This is a genomic window from Nocardia sp. NPDC127606 (assembly GCF_042671725.1).
Taxonomy (GTDB): Bacteria; Actinomycetota; Actinomycetes; order Mycobacteriales; family Mycobacteriaceae; genus Nocardia.
Map to the genome: position 1 here is coordinate 150688 of NZ_JBHXWQ010000001.1, position 19911 is coordinate 170598.

General features: G+C 67.9%; 21 protein-coding genes. 17 read left to right on the forward strand and 4 right to left on the reverse strand.

The window, feature by feature from the left end:
* Nucleotides 1-4 precede the first annotated feature (4 nt).
* From ACFVJ5_RS00740 to ACFVJ5_RS00765, 6 genes are all read left to right on the forward strand, one after another.
* Complete coding sequence (locus ACFVJ5_RS00740) at nt 5-1138, forward strand: ABC transporter substrate-binding protein (RefSeq protein WP_379217753.1); 1134 nt, start codon at nt 5-7, stop codon at nt 1136-1138.
* A 60-nt stretch (nt 1139-1198) separates the two neighbouring features.
* Nucleotides 1199-1645, forward strand: coding sequence for an acyl-CoA thioesterase (locus ACFVJ5_RS00745; protein WP_379217755.1), 447 nt, complete (start codon nt 1199-1201; stop codon nt 1643-1645).
* Nucleotides 1646-1725: 80 nt separating this feature from the next.
* Nucleotides 1726-2295, forward strand: coding sequence for a crossover junction endodeoxyribonuclease RuvC (ruvC, locus tag ACFVJ5_RS00750; protein WP_194825156.1), 570 nt, complete (start codon nt 1726-1728; stop codon nt 2293-2295).
* Nucleotides 2292-2891: a Holliday junction branch migration protein RuvA gene (ruvA, locus tag ACFVJ5_RS00755; protein WP_379217756.1), complete on the forward strand. Its 600-nt coding sequence runs from the start codon at nt 2292-2294 to the stop codon at nt 2889-2891. Before ruvC ends, ruvA begins: the two co-directional genes overlap by 4 nt.
* Before the next feature lie 3 nt (nt 2892-2894).
* Nucleotides 2895-3989, forward strand: coding sequence for a Holliday junction branch migration DNA helicase RuvB (ruvB, locus tag ACFVJ5_RS00760; RefSeq protein ID WP_379217758.1), 1095 nt, complete (start codon nt 2895-2897; stop codon nt 3987-3989).
* 54 nt (nt 3990-4043) lie between these two features.
* The gene (locus ACFVJ5_RS00765) at nt 4044-4556 is read left to right on the forward strand and encodes a GtrA family protein (protein WP_378626902.1); all 513 of its coding nucleotides are present in this window, start codon (nt 4044-4046) and stop codon (nt 4554-4556) included.
* Between the two features lie 49 nt (nt 4557-4605).
* On the opposite strand, the gene ACFVJ5_RS00770 is transcribed toward ACFVJ5_RS00765, so the two are convergent.
* A complete protein-coding gene (locus ACFVJ5_RS00770) occupies nt 4606-5184 on the reverse strand; it encodes a DivIVA domain-containing protein (RefSeq protein ID WP_378626903.1) in 579 nt (192 codons plus the stop codon).
* Between the two features lie 36 nt (nt 5185-5220).
* Nucleotides 5221-5850, reverse strand: a complete 630-nt coding sequence (locus ACFVJ5_RS00775; protein ID WP_379217760.1) for a TetR/AcrR family transcriptional regulator — start codon at nt 5848-5850, stop codon at nt 5221-5223.
* Between the two features lie 84 nt (nt 5851-5934).
* Between ACFVJ5_RS00775 and ACFVJ5_RS00780 the strand changes: the two genes are divergently transcribed.
* From ACFVJ5_RS00780 to ACFVJ5_RS00805, 6 genes are all read left to right on the forward strand, one after another.
* Complete coding sequence (locus tag ACFVJ5_RS00780; protein WP_379217761.1) at nt 5935-7425, forward strand: flavin-containing monooxygenase; 1491 nt, start codon at nt 5935-5937, stop codon at nt 7423-7425.
* A gap of 143 nt (nt 7426-7568) precedes the next feature.
* Entirely contained in the window at nt 7569-7910 is a 342-nt protein-coding gene (gene yajC, locus ACFVJ5_RS00785; protein ID WP_378988976.1) for a preprotein translocase subunit YajC, read from the forward strand.
* Between the two features lie 98 nt (nt 7911-8008).
* Entirely contained in the window at nt 8009-9706 is a 1698-nt protein-coding gene (gene secD / locus ACFVJ5_RS00790; RefSeq protein ID WP_379217763.1) for a protein translocase subunit SecD, read from the forward strand.
* The gene (gene secF, locus ACFVJ5_RS00795) at nt 9703-10881 is read left to right on the forward strand and encodes a protein translocase subunit SecF (RefSeq protein ID WP_379217765.1); all 1179 of its coding nucleotides are present in this window, start codon (nt 9703-9705) and stop codon (nt 10879-10881) included. The genes secD and secF overlap by 4 nt, the downstream gene beginning before the upstream one ends.
* A gap of 25 nt (nt 10882-10906) precedes the next feature.
* Nucleotides 10907-12619, forward strand: a complete 1713-nt coding sequence (locus ACFVJ5_RS00800) for an ABC transporter substrate-binding protein (RefSeq protein ID WP_379217767.1) — start codon at nt 10907-10909, stop codon at nt 12617-12619.
* A gap of 23 nt (nt 12620-12642) precedes the next feature.
* Nucleotides 12643-13215, forward strand: coding sequence for an adenine phosphoribosyltransferase (locus ACFVJ5_RS00805; protein ID WP_378626917.1), 573 nt, complete (start codon nt 12643-12645; stop codon nt 13213-13215).
* A gap of 1 nt (nt 13216) precedes the next feature.
* Here ACFVJ5_RS00805 and ACFVJ5_RS00810 read toward each other — a convergent pair whose 3' ends face one another.
* Complete coding sequence (locus ACFVJ5_RS00810) at nt 13217-13825, reverse strand: GNAT family N-acetyltransferase (protein WP_379217769.1); 609 nt, start codon at nt 13823-13825, stop codon at nt 13217-13219.
* A 232-nt stretch (nt 13826-14057) separates the two neighbouring features.
* On the opposite strand from ACFVJ5_RS00810, the gene ACFVJ5_RS00815 reads away from it, so the two are divergent.
* The gene (locus ACFVJ5_RS00815) at nt 14058-15728 is read left to right on the forward strand and encodes an ABC-F family ATP-binding cassette domain-containing protein (RefSeq protein WP_379217771.1); all 1671 of its coding nucleotides are present in this window, start codon (nt 14058-14060) and stop codon (nt 15726-15728) included.
* On the opposite strand, the gene ACFVJ5_RS00820 is transcribed toward ACFVJ5_RS00815, so the two are convergent.
* Entirely contained in the window at nt 15646-16089 is a 444-nt protein-coding gene (locus ACFVJ5_RS00820) for a nuclear transport factor 2 family protein (RefSeq protein ID WP_379217773.1), read from the reverse strand. The genes ACFVJ5_RS00815 and ACFVJ5_RS00820 overlap by 83 nt on opposite strands.
* A 92-nt stretch (nt 16090-16181) precedes the next feature.
* On the opposite strand from ACFVJ5_RS00820, the gene ACFVJ5_RS00825 reads away from it, so the two are divergent.
* The 4 genes from ACFVJ5_RS00825 to ACFVJ5_RS00840 all read left to right on the forward strand — a co-directional run bounded on the left by ACFVJ5_RS00825 (nt 16182) and on the right by ACFVJ5_RS00840 (nt 19751).
* Nucleotides 16182-16700 (forward strand): winged helix-turn-helix transcriptional regulator, encoded by a 519-nt coding sequence (locus ACFVJ5_RS00825; RefSeq protein WP_379217774.1) that lies wholly within the window; start codon nt 16182-16184, stop codon nt 16698-16700.
* A 92-nt stretch (nt 16701-16792) separates the two neighbouring features.
* Nucleotides 16793-17740 carry a hypothetical protein gene (locus ACFVJ5_RS00830; RefSeq protein ID WP_379217776.1) on the forward strand — a complete coding sequence of 316 codons (948 nt, stop codon included), beginning with the start codon at nt 16793-16795 and terminating at the stop codon, nt 17738-17740.
* On the forward strand, nt 17737-19053 hold the full coding sequence (locus ACFVJ5_RS00835) for an adenylosuccinate synthetase (RefSeq protein ID WP_379217778.1): 1317 nt from the start codon (nt 17737-17739) through the stop codon (nt 19051-19053). The genes ACFVJ5_RS00830 and ACFVJ5_RS00835 overlap by 4 nt, the downstream gene beginning before the upstream one ends.
* A gap of 68 nt (nt 19054-19121) precedes the next feature.
* The gene (locus ACFVJ5_RS00840; protein ID WP_379217780.1) at nt 19122-19751 is read left to right on the forward strand and encodes an NUDIX hydrolase; all 630 of its coding nucleotides are present in this window, start codon (nt 19122-19124) and stop codon (nt 19749-19751) included.
* The last annotated feature ends 160 nt before the right edge of the window (nt 19752-19911 follow it).

A 19911-nucleotide genomic window follows, 5' to 3' on the forward strand; every position in this document is an offset into this window, starting at 1 on the left:
CCCGGTGCGCAAACCTCTCCTCGCCACGGCCGTGCTGGCCGGCGCCACAGTGCTGACCGCCTGCAACAGTGCGACCTCGGTGCCCGGCCCCACCGGGCAGGGTGTCCTCGCCGGTGTCTGCCCGTCGACCGTGGTCGTTCAGACGGACTGGTTCGCCACGCCGGAACGGGCGGCGGCGTATCAGCTGGTCGGGCCGAACGGCACGGTCGATGTGAAGAAGGGCGCGTACTCCGGTCCGCTCGGTGACACGGGGGTGAATGTCGAAGTACGCCTCGGTGGTCCGTTCCTCGGTGGTCAGCCGGTGCCCGCGCAGATGTATCAGGACCAGAGCATCACCCTCGGTTTCGTCCCGACCGACGACGCGGTGCGGGCGCAGGCGAAATTCCCGGTGACCGGGGTGTTCGCCTCACTCGACGTCAATCCGCAGATCGTCCTGTTCGATCCGGCGACCTACCCGCAGATCACGTCCTGGAAGGACGTTCCCGCGTCCGGCGCTCCCGTCGTCTACAGCGAGGGCAAGCTGTTCATGGACTACCTGATCGCCCACGGCGACGTGAAACCCGATCAGGCCGACGCCTCCTTCGACGGCACCCCGAGCCGCTTCGTCGCCGAACACGGCCGAGTGATGCAGCAGGGCTACGTCTCCAACGAGCCCTACCGGTGGGAACATGACGTGAAGGGGTGGCTCAAGCCGGTGAAGTCGTTGCTGGTCCACGAGTCCGGCTACGAGATCTACCCGCACGCCTGGTCGGTACGCACCGGTGACAGGGAAGAACTCAGCCCCTGCCTGCGCAAGCTGGTGCCGATGCTGCAGCAGGCCCAGATCGACTACATCACCGATCCGGAACCGGTCAACGCGGCGCTGCTGCGCATCGCCCAGACGATTCCCGACGGTCCGCCGATGACCGCGGGCGGCAACACCGACTCGGTGAAAGTCCAGCTCGCCCAGAAGATCGTCGGCAACGGCCCCGACAACAGCCTCGGTGATTTCGACACCGCCCGCGTCGAGCGGGTGATCAGCGCCGTCACCCCGATCCTGCGCAAGCGCGGAGTCGAGGTTCCCGACGGCCTCGCCGCCGACGCGATCGTCACCAACGAGTTCATCGACCCGTCGATCGGGCTGAAGAGCACGCCGTAGTCGCCGGTCCCTCGGCGACGGCCCGCGACTGTGTCGGACCCCGGTGGCACACTCGCGGGCATGACGGAAACCAGTGTGCCGTTTCGGGTTCGGATCCCGATTCGGGTGTCCGATCTCGACCCGCAACTGCACGTCACCGGCTCGGCGTATCAGCAGTTCGCCGACCACGCGCGGTTCGCGTGCGTGACCGAGGCGGGAGTCTCGGTGCCGGACTTCCTCGCGGCCGGGGTGGGGCCGGTCAACCTCGAGTTGAACGTTCGCTATCTGCGGGAGTTGCGTGCGAACGACACGGTCGAGGTCGACTGTCGGTGGGAGTGGGGACAGGGCAAGACCTATCGGGTGGAGCACACGCTCACCAGGGGCGACGGTGAGGTCGCCGCGACGGTGTCCTATGTGAGCGGCCTGCTCGACCTGCGGACGCGCAAGCTGGTCGCGGATCCGGCCCGGGTCTGGGCCGACCACGCCGGCGATCCGGCACTGCTCGGGCTCCCGTCGCGACCGGCGTGAGGGTCGTGTCGTTGGTCGGCCGGAACGCGAGGATGCTCTAGACTTTCGAACAACTGTTCGTGTCTTCGAAGGGGTGGCCGGTGCGGGTGATGGGCGTCGATCCGGGGCTTACCCGGTGCGGGCTCAGCATGGTGGACAGCGGACCGGGCCGGAAGGTGGTCGCCCTCGATGTGGGGGTGGTGCGGACCCCGCCCGACGCCGAGCTAGCGTTGCGGTTGATGGCTGTCGCGGATGCCGCCGAGGAGTGGATGGATACGCATCGGCCCGAAGCTGTCGCGATCGAGCGGGTGTTCGCGCAGCACAATGTGCGGACCGCGATGGGGACAGCGCAAGCCGGTGGGGTGATCGCGCTGGCCGCGGCGCGGCGCGGGATCCGGGTGGCGTTCCATACGCCCAGTGAGGTGAAAGCGGCCGTCACCGGCAACGGTACAGCGGACAAAGCGCAGGTCACCGCGATGGTGACGCGGATTCTCGGTTTGCAGGTCGCGCCGAAACCGGCCGATGCCGCCGACGCGCTCGCACTGGCGATCTGTCATTGTTGGCGGGCGCCGCTGATGGACCGGATGGCGGCCGCGCAGGCACAGGCCGAGGAGGTCCGCCGGCGCTACGAACAACGGCTCGCCGAACAACGGAAGGTGGTGCGCGGGTGATCGCGTCGGTACGCGGGGAGGTGCTCGAGATCGCGCTCGATCACGTGGTGATCGAAGCCGCGGGCGTCGGGTATCGCCTCAATGCCACCCCGGCCACGCTCGCCGGGCTGACCCGCGGCGAGCAGACCCGCCTCTACACGGCGATGATCGTGCGCGAGGACTCGATGACCCTGTTCGGGTTCGCCGACACCGAAGCGCGCGAACTGTTCGCGCTGCTGCAGACCGTGTCCGGCGTCGGCCCTCGCCTGGCGATGGCGGTGCTCGCCGTGCTCGAACCCGAAGCACTCCGAAAGGCGTTGGCCGAGAGCAATGTCGCCGCCCTCACCCGGGTCCCCGGCATCGGCAAACGCGGCGCCGAGCGGATGGTCGTCGAACTGCGCGACAAGGTGAACCAGGTGGCCGTCCCCACCGGTCCGCCCGGTGCGGAAACGCCGAGTACTCCGGTGCGCGAACAGGTTTCCGAAGCGCTCGTGGGCCTCGGGTTCCCGGCTAAGCAGGCCGAACAGGCCGTCGACGCCGTCCTGGCCGACCAACCCGCCGCCACCACCTCGGTGGCGTTGCGCGCGGCGCTCGGCCTGCTCGGCAAGAACAGGTAGACCGTGGACGAAGACTTCGACACCTTCGCCGAGACCGACGAATCCGATCTCACCGCCCGGTATCTCAGCACCGATGGCGAGGCCGAAACCGGCCTGCGTCCCACCTCGCTCGACGAGTTCATCGGCCAGCCCCGTGTGCGCGAACAGCTCGCACTGGTCCTGCGTGGCGCGCGTCAGCGCGGTGCCACCCCCGACCACGTCCTGCTGTCGGGACCGCCCGGCCTCGGCAAGACCAGCATGGCGATGATCATCGCCGGCGAACTCGGCACCGCCCTGCGCATCACCTCGGGACCCGCGCTGGAGCGCGCGGGCGATCTCGCCGCCATGCTCTCCAACCTGGTCGAGGGCGACGTCCTGTTCATCGACGAGATCCACCGCATGGCCCGCCCGGCCGAGGAAATGCTGTACCTGGCGATGGAGGACTTCCGCGTCGACGTGGTCGTCGGCAAGGGCCCCGGCGCCACCTCGATCCCGCTCGACATCGCCCCGTTCACCCTGGTCGGCGCCACCACCCGCTCGGGCGCGCTCACGGGTCCGCTGCGCGATCGCTTCGGCTTCACCGGGCATATGGACTTCTACGACCCCGCCGAGCTGCTGCAGATCCTCACCCGCTCGGCGCGGATCCTCGGCGTGCAGATCGACCATGACGCCGCCGCCGAAGTCGCCGGACGCTCGCGCGGCACGCCGCGTATCGCCAACCGGCTGCTGCGCCGGGTTCGCGACTACGCCGAGGTCAGGGCGGACGGGTTCATCACCCACCCCATCGCGATGGCGGCGCTCGAGGTCTACGACGTCGACGCGCTCGGCCTGGACCGACTCGACCGCGCCGTCCTCGGTGCGCTCGTGCGTGGATTCGGCGGGGGACCGGTGGGTGTATCGACCCTGGCCGTCGCCGTCGGCGAGGAAGCGGCCACTGTGGAAGAGGTCTGTGAACCGTTCCTCGTGCGCGCCGGACTCGTTGCCCGCACACCCCGCGGCCGGGTCGCGACCGCGGGCGCCTGGGAACATCTCGGCCTGGTGCCGCCGCCCGACCTGGTCATCGGCGCCATCGAAGTGCGTGGACGTGAACCGCAACCGAGCGCCGACCGCATCGACTGAGATACCGCGCCTCCGGGCGGGCACCGCGCCGCAACGTCGTCTACTGTCGATTCGGTGGCAGTCCTAGAGGTGGTGCAACGACTCCCCGAGCCGTTGCGTTCCCTGCTCTTGAAGCACCGGGAACTTCTGAAATTCGCCGTGGTCGGTGCGATCACCTGGTTCATCGACACGGGCGTCGTGTACGCGGTGAAACTGACGGTGCTCGGCGACAAGCCGCTCACCGCCCGCCTGCTCGGCGCGCTGATCGCGACCATCGCCTCCTACATCCTCAACCGCGAGTGGTCGTTCAACGCACGCGGCGGTCGGCAGCGCAGTCACGAAGCGGCCCTGTTCTTCGCGGTCAGCGCCTTGGGCATCGTGGTCACCATGATCCCGCAGGCGCTGTCGCTCTACGCGCTGAATCTGCGTGTGCCGCACGTGGATCCGACGGTGCAGATGGTCGCCAACTTCATTTCGGGACAGATCCTCGGCGTCCTGCTGGCCATGGCGTTCCGCTTCTGGGCCTTCCGCCGCTACGTTTTCCCCGACGACCTGCGCGAAGCCGAACTGCACAGCATCCAAGGGTAGGAACGGGTGTAGCCGCCGATGGGAAAACCAGCGGCGTCGGCCGCAGAGATCACTGTCGGCGTTCGGGGTGTTCCAGTGCCGTGATCACCAGGTCGATGAAGGCGTCGACTTCCTCGCGGGCGTAGCCGCGAGTGCCGAGGCGGGTGTCGGTGAAGCGGACGCCGCGCACATCGGCGGTGGTGAGGCTGCCGGGACCGTTGTGGGCCAGGGTCGCCGCGACCAGGTCGAGGAAGGCGTCGACCTCTTCCTCGTGGTAGCCGCGCCTGCCGACGGCGGACTGGGTGAACCGCATGCGATGCACGTCGTCGGGGGTGAGCATCTCGGCGACATCGTCGCCCGCCCGTGCCGCCGGAACGGGAGCGCCGCCCTTCTGGCGATGTTCGAGCTCGGTCCGCACCCGGTCGAGGAAGTCGTCGACCTGATCGGCCTGATATCCGCGACCGCCGAAACGCGGTGCGCCGAAGTGCACGTGACGGATGTCGTCGGCGGTGAGCGCGCCCTGCCCGTCGAGGGTGGCCGACACTCGTTCCAGGAAGGCGTCGACCTCGTCTGCGTGGTAGCCGCGATGCCCCAGGGTCGGCATGGCGAAGTGGGTGCGGCTCACATCGTCGGGCGTCACAGCGGTCATTGTCTCAGGATTGCCCTTCTATCCCACGGCTTTTCGTTATCGGGCAGCGGCGCGCACGCCATCGATGAACAGCCGCCGCACGGCGTGACTGTACACCGACATCGATGCCGGATCAGGGGTTCGCATCCCCGCGACCAGCCCGGCGACGATCATGCCGAGTGCCGCCTTGGCGGTATGGGCGGTATCGATATCGGCGCGCAGGTAGCCGACGCGCACACCGTGCTCGAGGTAGCGCGTCATCAGGATCTCGGTGGCGTCGACAAGGCCGTACACCCGCTCGGTGAGTTCGTCGTCGATGCCGGTGGCGTGGAACAGCAACAGGTGCGCCGTGCGCGGATCGTCGAGCAGAACGCGGTTGAGTGAATCGCTGATCCGGTCGATCAGCGCGGCGTATTCCTCGATGGTGGCGGCGCTCTCGGGCTCCATGTCGTTGTCGAGCGCGCCGAAGATGCGCCCGCTCACCTCGTCGATGACATGGTCGATGATGTCGCGCTTGTTCGTGAAGTAGCGGTAGAAAGTGCCGTGCCCGATGCCGAGACGCGTGGCGATATCGGCGATTCCGGTGGCGTGATAGCCCTTCTCGGCGAAGCAGTCGAACGCGGTATCGATGATCTCCCTGCGCAATTCGGCTTTGCGCTGGTCGATTCGCGAGGGTGGCTTCGTCACCTTGACGATGTTACATTCGCTGTAATCAGAATGACGTGTCATTCTGGGACTGGAGCATTCTCGATCTCAGTGTGGAGGTTCGGCGTGGTACCTCAGTTCGACGCGGTCGTGGTCGGAGCGGGTTTCGGTGGCATCGGTGCCGGTATCGAGCTCGACCGGCTCGGGTTGCGCGATTTCGTCATCCTGGAACGGGAGGACGACCTGGGCGGCACCTGGCATGTGAACAGGTATCCGGGTCTGGCGGTCGACATCGCCTCGGTGACCTACTCCTATTCCTTCGAGCCCAACCCGCGCTGGACCCGCTTGTTCGCGCCCGGCGCCGAGCTGAAGAAATACGCCGAGCATGTGGCCGACAAATACGATCTGCGCAGGCGTATGCGGTTCGGGACCGTCGTCGACGGTGCGCGCTGGGATGCGGAGCACCAGCAGTGGGTGGTGACGATCGCCGGCGGTGAGACCCTGACCGCGCGCTATCTGCTCGCGGCGACGGGCTTCCTGTCCCAGCCCTACACACCGCCGTTCCCCGGCATCGAGTCCTTCGCGGGCAAGATCATCCACACCACCGACTGGGACGGCGATTACGACCTGACCGGTCGCAGGGCCGCCATCATCGGCACCGGCGCTACCGCGGTGCAGCTGGTGCCCGAGGTCGCGAAGAAGGTCGACGAGCTGACCGTGTTCCAGCGGACCCCGATCTGGGTGGTGCCCAAGGTCGACGCGCCGATTCCGGGGGTGGTGCGAGAACTGTTCGACAAGGTTCCGCTCACGCAGAAGGCGGCCCGGCTGGTCAACACCGGCATGCTGGAGGCGCTGATGGTTGTCGGCGTGCTGCACTACAAGCAGGCCAAACCGCTGAACCGGGCAGCCGCCGCGATGGCCAAGGCGCACCTGTTCGCGCAGGTGCGTGATCCCGAGACCAGGGACAAGCTCACCCCGCACTACGACTTCGGCTGCAAGCGCCCGACGTTCTCCAACACCTATTTCAAGACCTTCAACCAGCCGCACGTGCGGCTGGAAACGAACTCGATCGACCATGTGGAACCCGACGGCATCGTCACCGCCGACGGCCACAAAACCGAGATCGACACCTTGCTGTTGGCCACCGGCTTCAATCTCTGGGACGTGAACTTCCCGGCGATCGAGATCGTCGGCCGCGACGGTGTGAACCTCGGAAAGTTCTGGCGCGACAACCGTTTTCAGGCCTACGAGGGCATCACCGTGCCCAAGTTCCCCAACTTCCTGAGTCTCAACAGCCCCTACTCCTACAGCGGGCTGTCGTACTTCACCACCATCGAAGCCCAGATGAAGCACATGGGCAGGTTGTTCACCGAGCTGTTCCGTCGTGGCGAGCAGACCTTCGAGGTCACCGAAGAAGCCAACGCGGACTTCCTCGACCGGATGACCGACAAGCTGGGGTCCTCGGTCTTCTACGGTGGTGACTGCTCGTCGGCGCGCAGCTACTACTTCAACCAGCACGGGGAAGCGGCACTGCTGCGCCCGACCAGCACCGCCGCCGCGCACCGCGAGGCCGTCACTTTCCCGCTCGACGATTACACCTACGGCAGCATCGCCTGAACACCCTCGGCCCCGGTTCGCGCACCCGCGGACCGGGGCTGTTTCACGCGCGCGTCGGTGTCCGGTGTGTCGCCGCGGCGGGGAACTGGCAGACTGTCAGGCGTACTTGCACGTCCACCACTGACTAGGGACTGACTTCGACGATGGACTTCCTGTTTCCGCTGCTGATCCTGGCCCTGCTCGTGCCGATGTTCTTCGGTATCCGCAAACAGAAGCGGGAGGCCGAGAAGGTCTCGACGATGCAGGAGGCCTTGAAGGTCGGTGACGCTGTCGTCACCACCTCGGGTCTGTACGGCACCGTCGTCGACCTCGACGAGAACACCGTCGACCTGGAGATCGCCGAAGACGTGGTCACCACGTGGCTGCGCCAGGCGATCCGCGAGGTGCGCGCCGACGAGCAGACGGTCGAGGAGACCCCCGAGGTCACCGACGCCCCCGTCGAGGAAGTCGTGGAACAGACCGAGACCCGGCTGACCAAGGACTGACCAGTCCCTTTTCCCGCCCGGGCGCACTGGCGTTGCGGGCCGGGCACCGTTGTGCCCACCGATCCAGCCTCGACTTCCCGCCTAGGAGATGACCTGCTGTGCCACCTTCCCAAGGATCGGCGCATCCGTTCCGGCTGCTCGGCGCCTACGCCGCGCTGCTGGCCGTGATCTACGCGCTGGTGTTCTTCACCGGTGACCATTCCCCGTCGGCCAAGCTCGGCATCGACCTGCAGGGCGGTACCCGCGTCACGTTGACCGCGCGGACCCCCGACGGCAACAAGCCGAGCCAGGACAGCCTGAAGAAGGCGCAGGAGATCATCGAGAGCCGTGTCAACGGTCTCGGCGTCTCCGGCTCCGAGGTGGTCATCGACGGTGACAACCTGGTCATCACGGTGCCCGGCGAGGACAGCCAGCAGGCACGCGCGCTGGCCACCACCGCCAAGCTCTACATCCGCCCGGTGCTGTTCGCCACCGAGCCGCAGGCAGGCGGCGCGGCTCCGCCCGCGACCGGTACCGCGCCACCGGGTGGCACCGCGCCGCCGGCGGCCACGGAGACTCCGGCGCCCGTGCCCGGCGAGTCGACCCCGCCCGCCGAAGGCGCGACCACCCCGGCGCCGCAGTCGCGGGTGTTCCCCGCGCAGGCACCGCCGACGCCGACGCCGCCGCCCGGTGGGCTCACCACCCAGCAGCAGCAGGCCAAGGAGATCGCCGACGCCAAGGCGCTGCGCCAGAGCACCGATCAGCAGGTTCAGCAGGTCGCCGTCGCGGCGATGGACTGCACCAAGCCCGACCCGCTGACCGGTAACGACGATCCGACGCTGCCGCTGGTCACCTGCTCGCAGGACGGCACCGAGGTGTTCCTGCTCGGCCCGAGCCGCATCGACGGCCAGGAGATCGCCGACGCGACCTCCGGCCTGAACTCCCAGCAGGCCCGGCACGAGGTGAACCTCGAGTTCAAGTCGGCCGGTGCCGACGCCTGGTCGAAGCTGACCGGTGAGTACGTCAACAAGCGAGTCGCGTTCGTGCTCGACTCGAAGGTCGTCAGCGCGCCGCAGGTGCAGCAGGGCCCGCAGCTGGGTGGTCGCACCTCGATCTCGGGCAGCTTCACCGCCGACAGCGCGTCCGAGCTGGCCAACACGCTGAAGTACGGTTCGCTGCCGCTGTCGTTCCAGACCTCCGAAGCGGAGACGGTCTCGGCGACGCTGGGCCTGTCCTCGCTGAAAGCGGGTCTGCTGGCCGGCGCCGTCGGCCTGATCGCGGTGCTGCTGTACTGCCTGCTCGTGTACCGGATGCTCGGCTTGCTGGCCGGGTTCTCGCTCATCGCGGCCGGTGTCGCGGTCTACGGCATCATCGTGCTGCTCGGGCGGTGGATCGGGTTCACCCTCGACCTCGCGGGTATCGCGGGTCTGATCATCGGTATCGGTTTGACCGCCGACTCGTTCGTGGTGTTCTTCGAACGCATCAAGGACGAGATGCGCGAAGGCCGCAGCTTCCGCTCGGCGGTGCCGCGCGGTTGGCAGCGAGCCCAGCGCACCAACCTGTCCGGCAAGACGGTCAGCTTGATCGCCTCGGTCGTGCTGTACCTGCTCGCCGCCGGTCAGGTGAAGGGCTTCGCCTTCACCCTCGGTGTCACCACAGTCCTCGACGTGATCGTGCTGTACCTGGTCACCGCACCGCTGTTGATGCTCGCCTCGCGCTCGCCGTTCTGGGCCAAGCCGTCGGTGAACGGACTCGGCTCGGTTCAGCAGATCGCCAGGGAACGCGGCCAGGCCAGGTCGAAGGAGATGTCACGATGAGCAACGACAACCCCACCGAGGAATCGGTGAACCTGGACAAGTACGAGCCCACACAGGGCCCGAAGCACGGGTTCTTCGAACGTCTCTACACCGGCACCGGCGGCTTCCCCATCGTCAGCAGGCGCAAGTTCTTCTACACGCTGTCGGCGGTGCTGCTGCTGATCTCGCTGCTCAGCATCGGGGTGCGCGGTTTCACCCTCGGTATCGATTTCGAGGGCGGCTCGCGTATCCAGATCCCCGCGGCCGAGGGCGTCACCACCCAGGAGGTGGAAGACGTCTACTCGCAGGCGCTCGGCCACGGACCGGTATCGGTGCAGAAGGTCGGCTCCGGGGACGCGGCCACCATCCAGGTGCGTTCGGAGACTCTCGACCTGGAACAGATCGACCAGCTCCAGACCGCGCTCTACGACGAATTCCAGCCCAAGGACTCGTCCGGACAGGTGAGCCGCAACGCCATCAGCATCGCCGAGATCAGCGAGACCTGGGGCGGGCAGATCACCCAGAAGGCGTTGATCGCGCTGGCGGTGTTCGTGCTGCTGACGATGATCTACATCGCCATCCGCTTCGAACGGGACATGTCCATCGCGGCGATCGTGTCGCTGTTCTTCAACCTGTTCGTGACGGCGGGTATCTACTCGCTGGTCGGGTTCGAGGTGACACCGGCCGCGGTGATCGGTCTGCTCACGATTCTGGGTTACGTGCTCTACGACAACGTGGTGGTCTTCGACAAGGTCGAGGAGAACACCCGTGGCGTGCTGCACCTGAACAAACGCACCTACGCCGAACAGGCCAACCTGGCCGCCAACCAGACGCTGATGCGCTCGATCAGCACCACCGTGATCGGTATCCTGCCGATCATCGGCATGCTGGTGATCGCGGTGTGGTTGCTCGGGGTCGGCACGCTCAAGGACCTCGCGCTGGTGCAGCTGGTCGGCATGATCGTCGGCGCCTACTCCTCGATCTTCCTCGCCGTACCGGTGCTGGTCTCGATCAAGGAACGCTGGGGTCCGGTGGCCGCGCACACCAAGAAGGTCCTGGACAAGCGCGCCGGTGTCGGTGCGGGCGCTCGGGTTCCGGTGGGCGCTTCGGCCGCCCGTGGCCCGCGACCGACCGGCAGCGGCGCGCCGCGGACGGGGTCGCGTCCGAGCGGAAAGCGGCAGCAGAGAAGGCACTGACGACCGACTAGCAGGGGGTCTCATCATGCGACGCAGCACGATTCGACTGATCACCGTGCTCGCCACGGCGGCTGTGACCACCTCCGTGGTGGCCGGGTGCTCGACCAAGAACCAGGTGCCTTCCATCGGGTACGCGGTCGACGCCGCGGTCGCCAGCTACAACGGCGCGAGCACGCTCGGCGCGAGCAGCGGCGCCGCGGCGGTGTTCGGCCGGGTGCTGACCGGGTTCTTCTACACCGGACCCGACGGGCAGCAGGTGGCCGACACCGACGTCGGCACGGCCAAGGAAGTGCCGGGCGAGACGCAGACGGTGCAGTACCGGCTCAACCCGGACGGGGTGTACTCCGACGGGGTGAAGACCTCCTGCGACGATCTGGTGCTGGCGTGGTCGGCGCGCTCGGGCAAGTTCACCCGCCCCGGCGACCGTGGGCCCGTCTCGTTGTTCGACGCCGCGAGCACCGTGGGCTACGACGAGATCGAACGGATCGACTGCCAGCCCGGGTCCAAGGACGCCACCGTGGTGTTCCGGCCGGGCAAGCACTACCTGCCGTGGCGGACGCTGTTCACCGCGGCCGAGGTGATGCCCGCCCATGTGGTGGCGCAGGCGGTCGGCGTGCCGAACGTCGTGAACGCCCTGCAGACCGGCGACGGCGCGGTGATCGGCCGCATCGCCGACTTCTGGAACAGCGGCTGGACGGTGAAGGCCGGGGCGCTCGACCTGACGAAGTTCCCGTCGTCGGGGCCGTATCGGATCGAATCCTTCAGCGCGAAGGACGGTTTGGTGCTGGTCGCCAACGAGAAGTGGTGGGGTGACGCGCCCGAGACGAAGCGGATCGTGGTGTGGCCCAAGGGCACCGACTTCGCCGCCAAGGCGAAGGAGAACGCGCTCGGGGTCGTCGATCTCGGGGCCGGGTCGGTCGCGGATCTGAAGCTCGACGGTTTCGACGAGCAGACGGTGGCGAGCCGTAGCGCCGAGCAGCTCGTGCTCGCCACCGGTGGGGTGTTCTCACGGGTGGAGGTGCGCCGGGCGTTCGCACAGTGTGTGCCGCGCCAGGCACTGTTCGACACGCTGGGTAAGGCGGGGGAGCCCGCGCCGCACGGACTCGGCGCGGGAGTGCTGAACGCCCATGTGGTGCAGCAGGATTCGCTGTACTACCCGGCGGTGATCGGCGGCGCCGATCGGTATCGCGGCGCCGACATCCCCGCGGCCACCGCGACTTTGGCGTCGTCCGGCACGGCACAGCCGACGGTGCGGATCGGGTATCAGGGTCCCGACGCCCGCCGCGCGCAGACCGTGTCGATGATCGCCGAGACCTGCCGCGGGGCGGGCATCACCGTCGTCGACGCGGGTTCGCCCGACTTCACACCGGTGAAGCTGCCCGAGGGCGCGGTCGACGCGGTGCTCGGCGGAACCGGCGCGGTGCCGGGGCCCGCGGGGGCGAGCGAGGGTGTTGTCGCGTTCGCCGCGTTGCGGGCAGGTAGCGGCCTCGATTTCGGTGGCTTCGCTAACGGTCGCTACGATGCGATCACCGATCAGCTTGCGGGCGAAGCCAACTCGACCGCGACGCTGAACCTGCTGACCGAGGCCGAGAACCTGCTGTGGGCGCAGCTACCGAGCATTCCGTTGTTCGCGACGCCGCGCCTCATCGCGTTCGGCAACGGGATGCAGAACGGGATCGCCGGGCCGACACAGGCCGGTACCGGCTGGAACATGGATCGCTGGGTGTTGCAGCGATGAGCGCACGTGATGAAAGAGGGTTGATGAGCAAGCACGCGGTGGTCGAGTCCGACGATCAGGCCAGTGAGCGCACCGCCGAGGCGGCCGCCGCGGTCACCCGGCTGACCCGCTGGCACGACGACTTCCCCACGCCGGGTGTGCGTTTCGCCGATCTCACTCCCGTGTTCGCCGACGCCGTGGGCTTCCGCGCGGTCATCGACTGTTTCGCCGCCATCGCCCCCGACGCCGACCTCGTGGCAGGCGTCGACGCGCGTGGCTTCCTGCTCGGAGCAGGCGTCGCCGCGACGCTCGGCACCGGCGTGCTCGCCATCCGCAAGGGCGGCAAGCTCCCGCCGCCGGTCGTCTCACGCGAGTACAAGCTCGAATACGGTTCCGCCGCACTGGAAATCCCCGCCGACGGCGTCGACCTCGAGGGCAAGCGGATTCTGCTGCTCGACGACGTCCTCGCCACCGGTGGCACCCTCGCCGCGGCGGCCGCCCTGTTCAAGGAGGTCGGCGCCGAGGTGGTCGCCGCCGCCGTGGTGATGGAACTCGAGTTCCTGAAGGGGCGCGAGCACCAGGGCGACTACCCGGTGAGCTCGATCGTCAAGATCTGACTCAGCGCGCTGCCCGCAGCATCGGCCACAGCGGCGGGCCGCCCGGGATCTGCAATTCGCCGGTCACGACGAAGCCGAAGCGTTCGTAGTACGGGACGTTGACCGGGTTGCTGGATTCCAGATAGGCGACGGCGTGCTCGGCGTCGACCTGGTCGAGTCGGCTGTGGAGCAGGGCGCTCCCGTAACCTTCGCCCCGGACATCGGGGGCGGAGCCGAGCATCGCCAGATACCAGTGTGGCTCGGTCGGATGGTTCTTCTTCAGCAGGTCACCCACCTGTTTGCCGGCCAGGGTGCGGCGGCCGAACGCGCGCCAGATGCCGGGCAGCGTGCGAAGTCCGGCCAGGGGTGACGGGTTCTGATGGTGCGGTGGGGTCCACAGGGCCACGCCGCCCACCGTGTCGTCGGGGCGCAGGGCGAGGTCGGAGGCATCCGCCGGTAAGAAGAGGTGGCGCGCCATCGTGGCGAAGAACCGGGGCAGGCCGGCGGCTCGCCGATCCGGATCCGGCAGGATCCAGCTCATCACCGGGTCGTGCTGGAACGCCGCGGCCAGCGTCTCGGCCACCGCGTCGACATCGTGCCGGGCCGCCTTGCGCACCACAATCGTCGCCATCGCACTCCTTCGATCCGGGTTCGCCCACGAGATGGCGACTCGCGTCCAGGCTAGCTTTTCCATGACGGGCCTCACAGGAGGAAAAAGGGGTGGCGCGTCGGGGTAGCTCGGTGTTATCAATGAAGGGTCTTGTTCCCGGCGATCGGAGCCATGCGTTGATTTCTTGAGGTAGCGCTCTCGGACGGTCCGCATTCTGCGCACCGTGTTTCCGTCGCACCTCCAGGGGATCCGCATGACCTCTCTTTCTTTTTCCGATCTCACCTTTCACTGGCCGGATGGCACCGCTGTCTTCGACGGGCTCGATGCTGCCGTCGGGCCCGGTCAGATCGGTCTCGTCGGCAGCAACGGCGCCGGGAAATCGACGCTGTTGCGGTTGGTCACCGGTGAACTGAAGCCGGTGCGTGGGTCGATCTCCGTGCCGGGCAGCCTCGGCTATCTCCGGCAGGACCTGGGCATGCAGACCGGTCAGCGGGTGGACGCGGTGCTCGGTATCGCCGAGGTACGCGGCGCGCTGCACCGCATCGAGAGCGGTACCGGCGAGCCCGCCGACTTCGACACGGTCGGCATGTCCTGGCAGGTCGAGGACGAGGCTGTCGCACTGCTCGGCAAGCTCGGGCTCGACTACGTCGCCAAGTCGGTCGACGACCTCGACCGCACCCTGGACACCCTCTCCGGTGGCGAAACCGTGCTGCTCGGCCTGGTCGCCGAACTGCTGCGCGAACCCGACGTGCTGCTGCTCGACGAACCGACCAACAACCTCGACGCGGTCGCCCGCGGGCGGCTCTACGAGGTGATCCGGCAGTTCGCGGGCACCGTGATCGTGGTCAGCCACGATCGCGAACTGCTCGACCGGATGGACGGCATCGCCGAACTGCGCGCGGGCGAAATCCGCTCCTTCGGTGGTGGTTTCAGCGACTACGAGCGGATCATCGAGGCCGAGCAGGAGGCGGCGCGCGCCGCCGTTCGCGATGCGCGCAGCGATGTGCGCAAGCAGGCGCGCGAACTCGTCGACGCGCGAACGAAACTGGACCGGCGGGCGCGCTTCGCGCAGAAGATGCAGGACAACAAGCGGGTGCCGAAAATCGTCGCGGGACTGCGCAAGAACGCCGCGGAGGTGTCGGCGGGCAAACTGCGCAACTCCCATATCGACAAACTCGACTCCGCCCGCGAAACCCTCGATCACGCCGAGGAACTGGTGCGCGCGGACCGGGAGATCCGCGTGGACCTCCCGGGCACCCGGTTGTATCCGGGGCAGGACGTGGTCGACCTGCAGCAGGTCGAGCTGGCCAACGGTCCGGTGGTCGATCTGCGCGTGAGCGGACCGGAGCGGATCGCGTTGACCGGGCGCAACGGCGCCGGCAAAACCACCCTGCTGCGTCGGATCGTCGCCGAGGGGCCGAAGGTGTCGTGGCGGTTGCTGCCGCAGCGTCTCGACGTCTTCGACGAAACGCGAACGGTGTTCGAGAATGTCGCCGCCGCGGCGCCGCACGCGACACCGGAACAGATCCGCGGTCAGCTCGCGCGCTTCCTGTTCCGCGGCGCCGACGCCGACATCGCGGCCGCCGCGCTGTCGGGCGGCGAACGATTGCGCGCCGCCCTGGCCACCCTGCTGCTCGCCGAACCGGCCCCCAGGCTGCTGATGCTCGACGAACCCACCAACAACCTCGACCTGCCCAGCCTGGCTCATCTCACCCAGGCGCTGGCGAGTTTCGAGGGTGCGCTGATCGTGGTGAGCCACGACGAGCGCTTCCTCGACGACATCGGGGTCACCCGCAGGCTCGAGCTCACCCCGGACGGCCTGGTCGAAGACGGTCCGGTGGCTACCGCCCAGAACTCGCGGCCCGGCGCACCGCTCCCGGATACCGGAGCAGATTCGGGCCCAACCACACCGCCACCGCGGTGAGCGCGAGCCAGGGGCGCAGATGTGGGCGCATCCGCCGGATGCGGCCGTCGGAATCGAGGTCGAGCACCATCGCCTCGGTCATCCGAAAAGGACCGAACCTGGCTTCGCCCAACAGGACTCGGGTGTCGCCGGTGCCGAGTGTGTCGGTCCATCGCAGATCGCTGACCGCGCGATAGACGAGGGTGAGCAAAGGGGCGAGGTCGGTTCGGCCACGGAAGACGAGCCGTCCCGACACCGGTGAGATGAGTTCGGCGTCGTCGGTCAAGGTGTCGAGCAGGGCGGTGATGTCGTTGTCGGTGGTCGCGCGCCGGAACCGGGCGACCGAATCGGTGGACACCGGATCGGCAAGGGCGTCGGACATGGGAATCACACCTTCCTCTAGGGCGAATTCTTCAGGTGCCTCCCGACCGTATCCAGCTGACTTGCAAAAAGCAATGGACTATCCTCGGTGCTATGGCAAAAGTGGACCTCGCCGATATCGCGTGTTCGATCGCCCGTACCGTCGGCATTGTGGGGGAGCGGTGGACTCCCCTGATCCTGCGTGACCTGTTCCTCGGCATCAGTCGCTTCGAGGACCTGCGTCGCGACCTCGGCATCGCGTCCAATGTGCTGACCGATCGTCTTCGCACCCTGTGCGACCACGGGATCGTGGAAACCAGGGTGTACCAGGAGAACCCGACCCGCACCGAGTACGTACTCACCGACCGCGGTCACGATCTCTACCCGATCCTGACCATGCTGCTGGCGTGGGGAGACCGCTGGCTGGCCGGCGACGACGGGCCACCGCTGGCGGTGGTTCACCGCGACTGCGGTCAGGTGACCGAGGGCGTCGTCGTCTGTCGAGAATGCGCCGCTCCACTCACTTCGGACAACGTCACCTGGCATGCCGGTCCGGGCGGTAGGCCCGGTCCCGGTGTCGTTCTCGTTGCTACGCGCTTGACGCCTCTGCCGGACGGCACTGCCTCCTGCTGAGCCGCTCGGACGAATTCGCCCCAGCTCCTTGACGATCGTTGTTTTGGTTGAATAGACTAAAACAACGATCACGGCGAGAGGGAGTGGTTCGGATGGGGTACGGGAACTGGGATGACACCGCCTACCGCGCGGGGAAGGCATATCGAGCGCGACAGGGTGTGGACGATTTCGGGTACACGGCCGACATGCGGGCGAAGCCGTATGACACCTGGTGCGCGCATCCGCTGCTCGATCCCTTCGGAGTCGGCAAGCGCGAGTGCCGGGACTCGGCCGAGCACGGGAACTCGCTGCCGGTGGCCGTGCTGTTCGACGTGACCGGGTCGATGGGCCGGGTGCCGCGCATCATGCAGGACAAGCTGGGAAAACTGCACGGGCTGCTGAAGAACAAGGGGTACGCGCAGGATCCGCAGGTCCTGTTCGGTGCGATCGGCGACGCCGACACCGACCGGGTGCCGTTGCAGGTCGGGCAGTTCGAATCCGACAACCGGATGGACGAACAGCTGCGAGCGATCCTGCTCGAAGGCGGCGGTGGCGGGCAGAAGTCCGAAAGCTATGAACTGGCCGCCTATTTCATCGCCGAGCATGTCGCGACGGACGCATGGGACAAGCGCGGCAAGAAGGGATACCTGTTCCTGATCGGCGACGAGTTGAACAAGTCTCGCCTGGCCGCCCGGCACATCAGGGCGGTGATCGGCGATCATGTGCGCCGCGACGTGTCCGTCGAGTCGATCTATCGCGAACTCGAGCAGCGGTGGCACGTGTACTACATCCTGCCGAATCAGTCGTCGTACTACCGGGATCCGGAGATCGCCGAACACTGGCGGGCGTTGCTCGGGCAGAACTTCCTGAAACTCGACGATCCCGGCGCGGTCTGCGAATTGATCGCGCTCACCATCGGATTGGGCGAGGACCGGGTCGATCTGGACACCGGGCTCGCCGATCTGCGCGACGTCGGATCGAGCGACGAGGCCGACGCGGTCGGCCGAGCGCTCGGCTCGAAGCCCGGCCCGACGCCGCGCGCCCTGCCGCCGGGGCGATGAGCCCGATGTTCGGTGGCCGCCACCTCGTCGTCGTCGATCTGGGCTTCGGTGACGCGGGCAAGGGCGCCACAGTCGACTGGTTGTGCTCGCCCGAGGCCGATCTCGGGGTGGCGGCCGTGGTGCGGTTCAACGGCGGTGCGCAGGCCGCGCACAACGTCGTGGCCGACGGTCGCCACCACACGTTCGCGCAGTTCGGATCGGGAACGTTCGCCGGGGTGGCGACCCTGTTGTCGCGGCACATGCTGGTCGAGCCGATCGCGCTCGCCGCCGAGTCCGACCAGCTGGCGGCGCTCGGTGTTCACGATCCGCTCGGCCTGCTCGCCGTCGACGGCCGCGCCCTGCTGACGACACCGATCCACATCGCGGCGAACCGTGCGCGCGAGGACGCGAGGGGTACTTCGCGGCACGGTTCCTGCGGCCGTGGTATCGGCGAAACAGCCTGGTACGCACTGGAGAACGACGCACCGACCGTCGCAGACTGCCGGGCGCCTGCCGTGCTGCGCGCCAAACTGGATCGGCTCGCGGCGCACTACGAGGACCTCATCGGGCCCAGCGCGCACGGGTACGAATCGATCGAGGCGCTGGTGGCGATGTACCGCGATTTCGCGCGAGCCGTCCGCATCACCGGGGCGGAGGAACTCGCCCGGATCGCACACGACGGGCGATTGGTGTTCGAGGGCGCCCAGGGTGTGCTGCTCGACGAGTGGCGCGGCCTGCACCCGCACACCACCTGGTCGACGGTCGAGCCCCGCAACGCCCGCGCCATGATCCGCGACATCGGCGGAACCGCCGCGGTTCTCGGCGTCACCCGCACCTATATGACCCGGCACGGCGCGGGTCCGCTGCCGACCGAAGCACCGCTCGGATTTCCCGAACCGCACAACGGCACCGGGCATTACCAGGGCGCGTTTCGTCAGGGCCACCTCGATCCGATCCTGTTGCGCTACGCCGTCGACGTGTGTGGCGGGATCGACGGGCTGGTCGTCAACCACCTCGATGTGCCCGGAACCCTCTGCGCCGCACAGGCATACGAGACACCGGCGGGCAGGCTGACCGAACTGGTCCCCGGCCGGTGGCGTGATCTCGATCACCAGCAGCAGCTCACCGACCAACTCTTCGGCGCGACACCGATTCTCGTGCCGATCGACACCGACCCGGCAGCGTGGCTGGCCGAGCGGTTGCGGGTACCGGTGGTGCTGACCGGGCACGGTCCGGATCGGCGCGACCGCGCTGTCGCCGCTCGCGCCGGCGACCGGAGGGGCCGACCCGCTGATGCCGGTGCGCAGGGAAGAATCGGAGCATCCGTACCGTGAACCGCGGTATCGGCCGGTGACAACGCACTGCGCCCGGAGCTGGGCAGCTCGAGGCAGGATGGGATGACGTGGAGCAATCCGTTGTGTCGATCGATGTGGTGACCCTGCGGTGCTGGGATGCCGACAGCGGCGTCCGGATCGGCATCGCCCCCCGCGAGTTCGAGCCGTTCACCGGCGAACTCGCGCTACCGGGTGTGCTGCTGGGCCGCGGCGAACGTCTCGTCGAGGCCGCCCGGCGCGCCGTCCACACCAAACTCGGCGTGCCGGCCGCGGCGATCGGCGCGGTCGGCCAGCTCGTCACGTTCGACGAACCACACCGCGACCCGCGCGGCCCGACGCTGGCCATCGCGATGTGGGCGGTGGTCGCCGAGCACGAGGGACCCGCCGAGTGGGTGGGCTTCGACGAGGTCCCGCCGCTGGCGTTCGACCACAATCGCATCGTCGATACCAGCCGTGCGTTGCTGGCCGGACTCCTCTGGAAGGACGCGACGCTCACCCGAGCACTGGCGGGCACCGAGTTTCCCGCCACCCGCGCGGTCGATCTCAGTACCTCGCTGCACGGTGCTCGTCCCGACCCCGCCAACCTCAACCGGACGCTCGCCGCGATTCCAGGGCTCGGCCGGACCGGTGAACGTCGCCGGGTGAAAGCCACCGGGCGGCCCGCGGTGGTGTGGGCGTTCGACGTCGACGGGAACTGAGCCGCGGCGAAGGAGATTCCCGACTCGCGCTCGGTGTCGCCACCGGTGAGATCGCCTGCCCGCGGCAGCATTTCGGCGGGCGCACCGAAGAAGCGGAACTCGGATCGCCGGTTCGCGGGTGGACCTGCGGTTCGCGGGTTGTTCAGCGAGGCGTCCGATG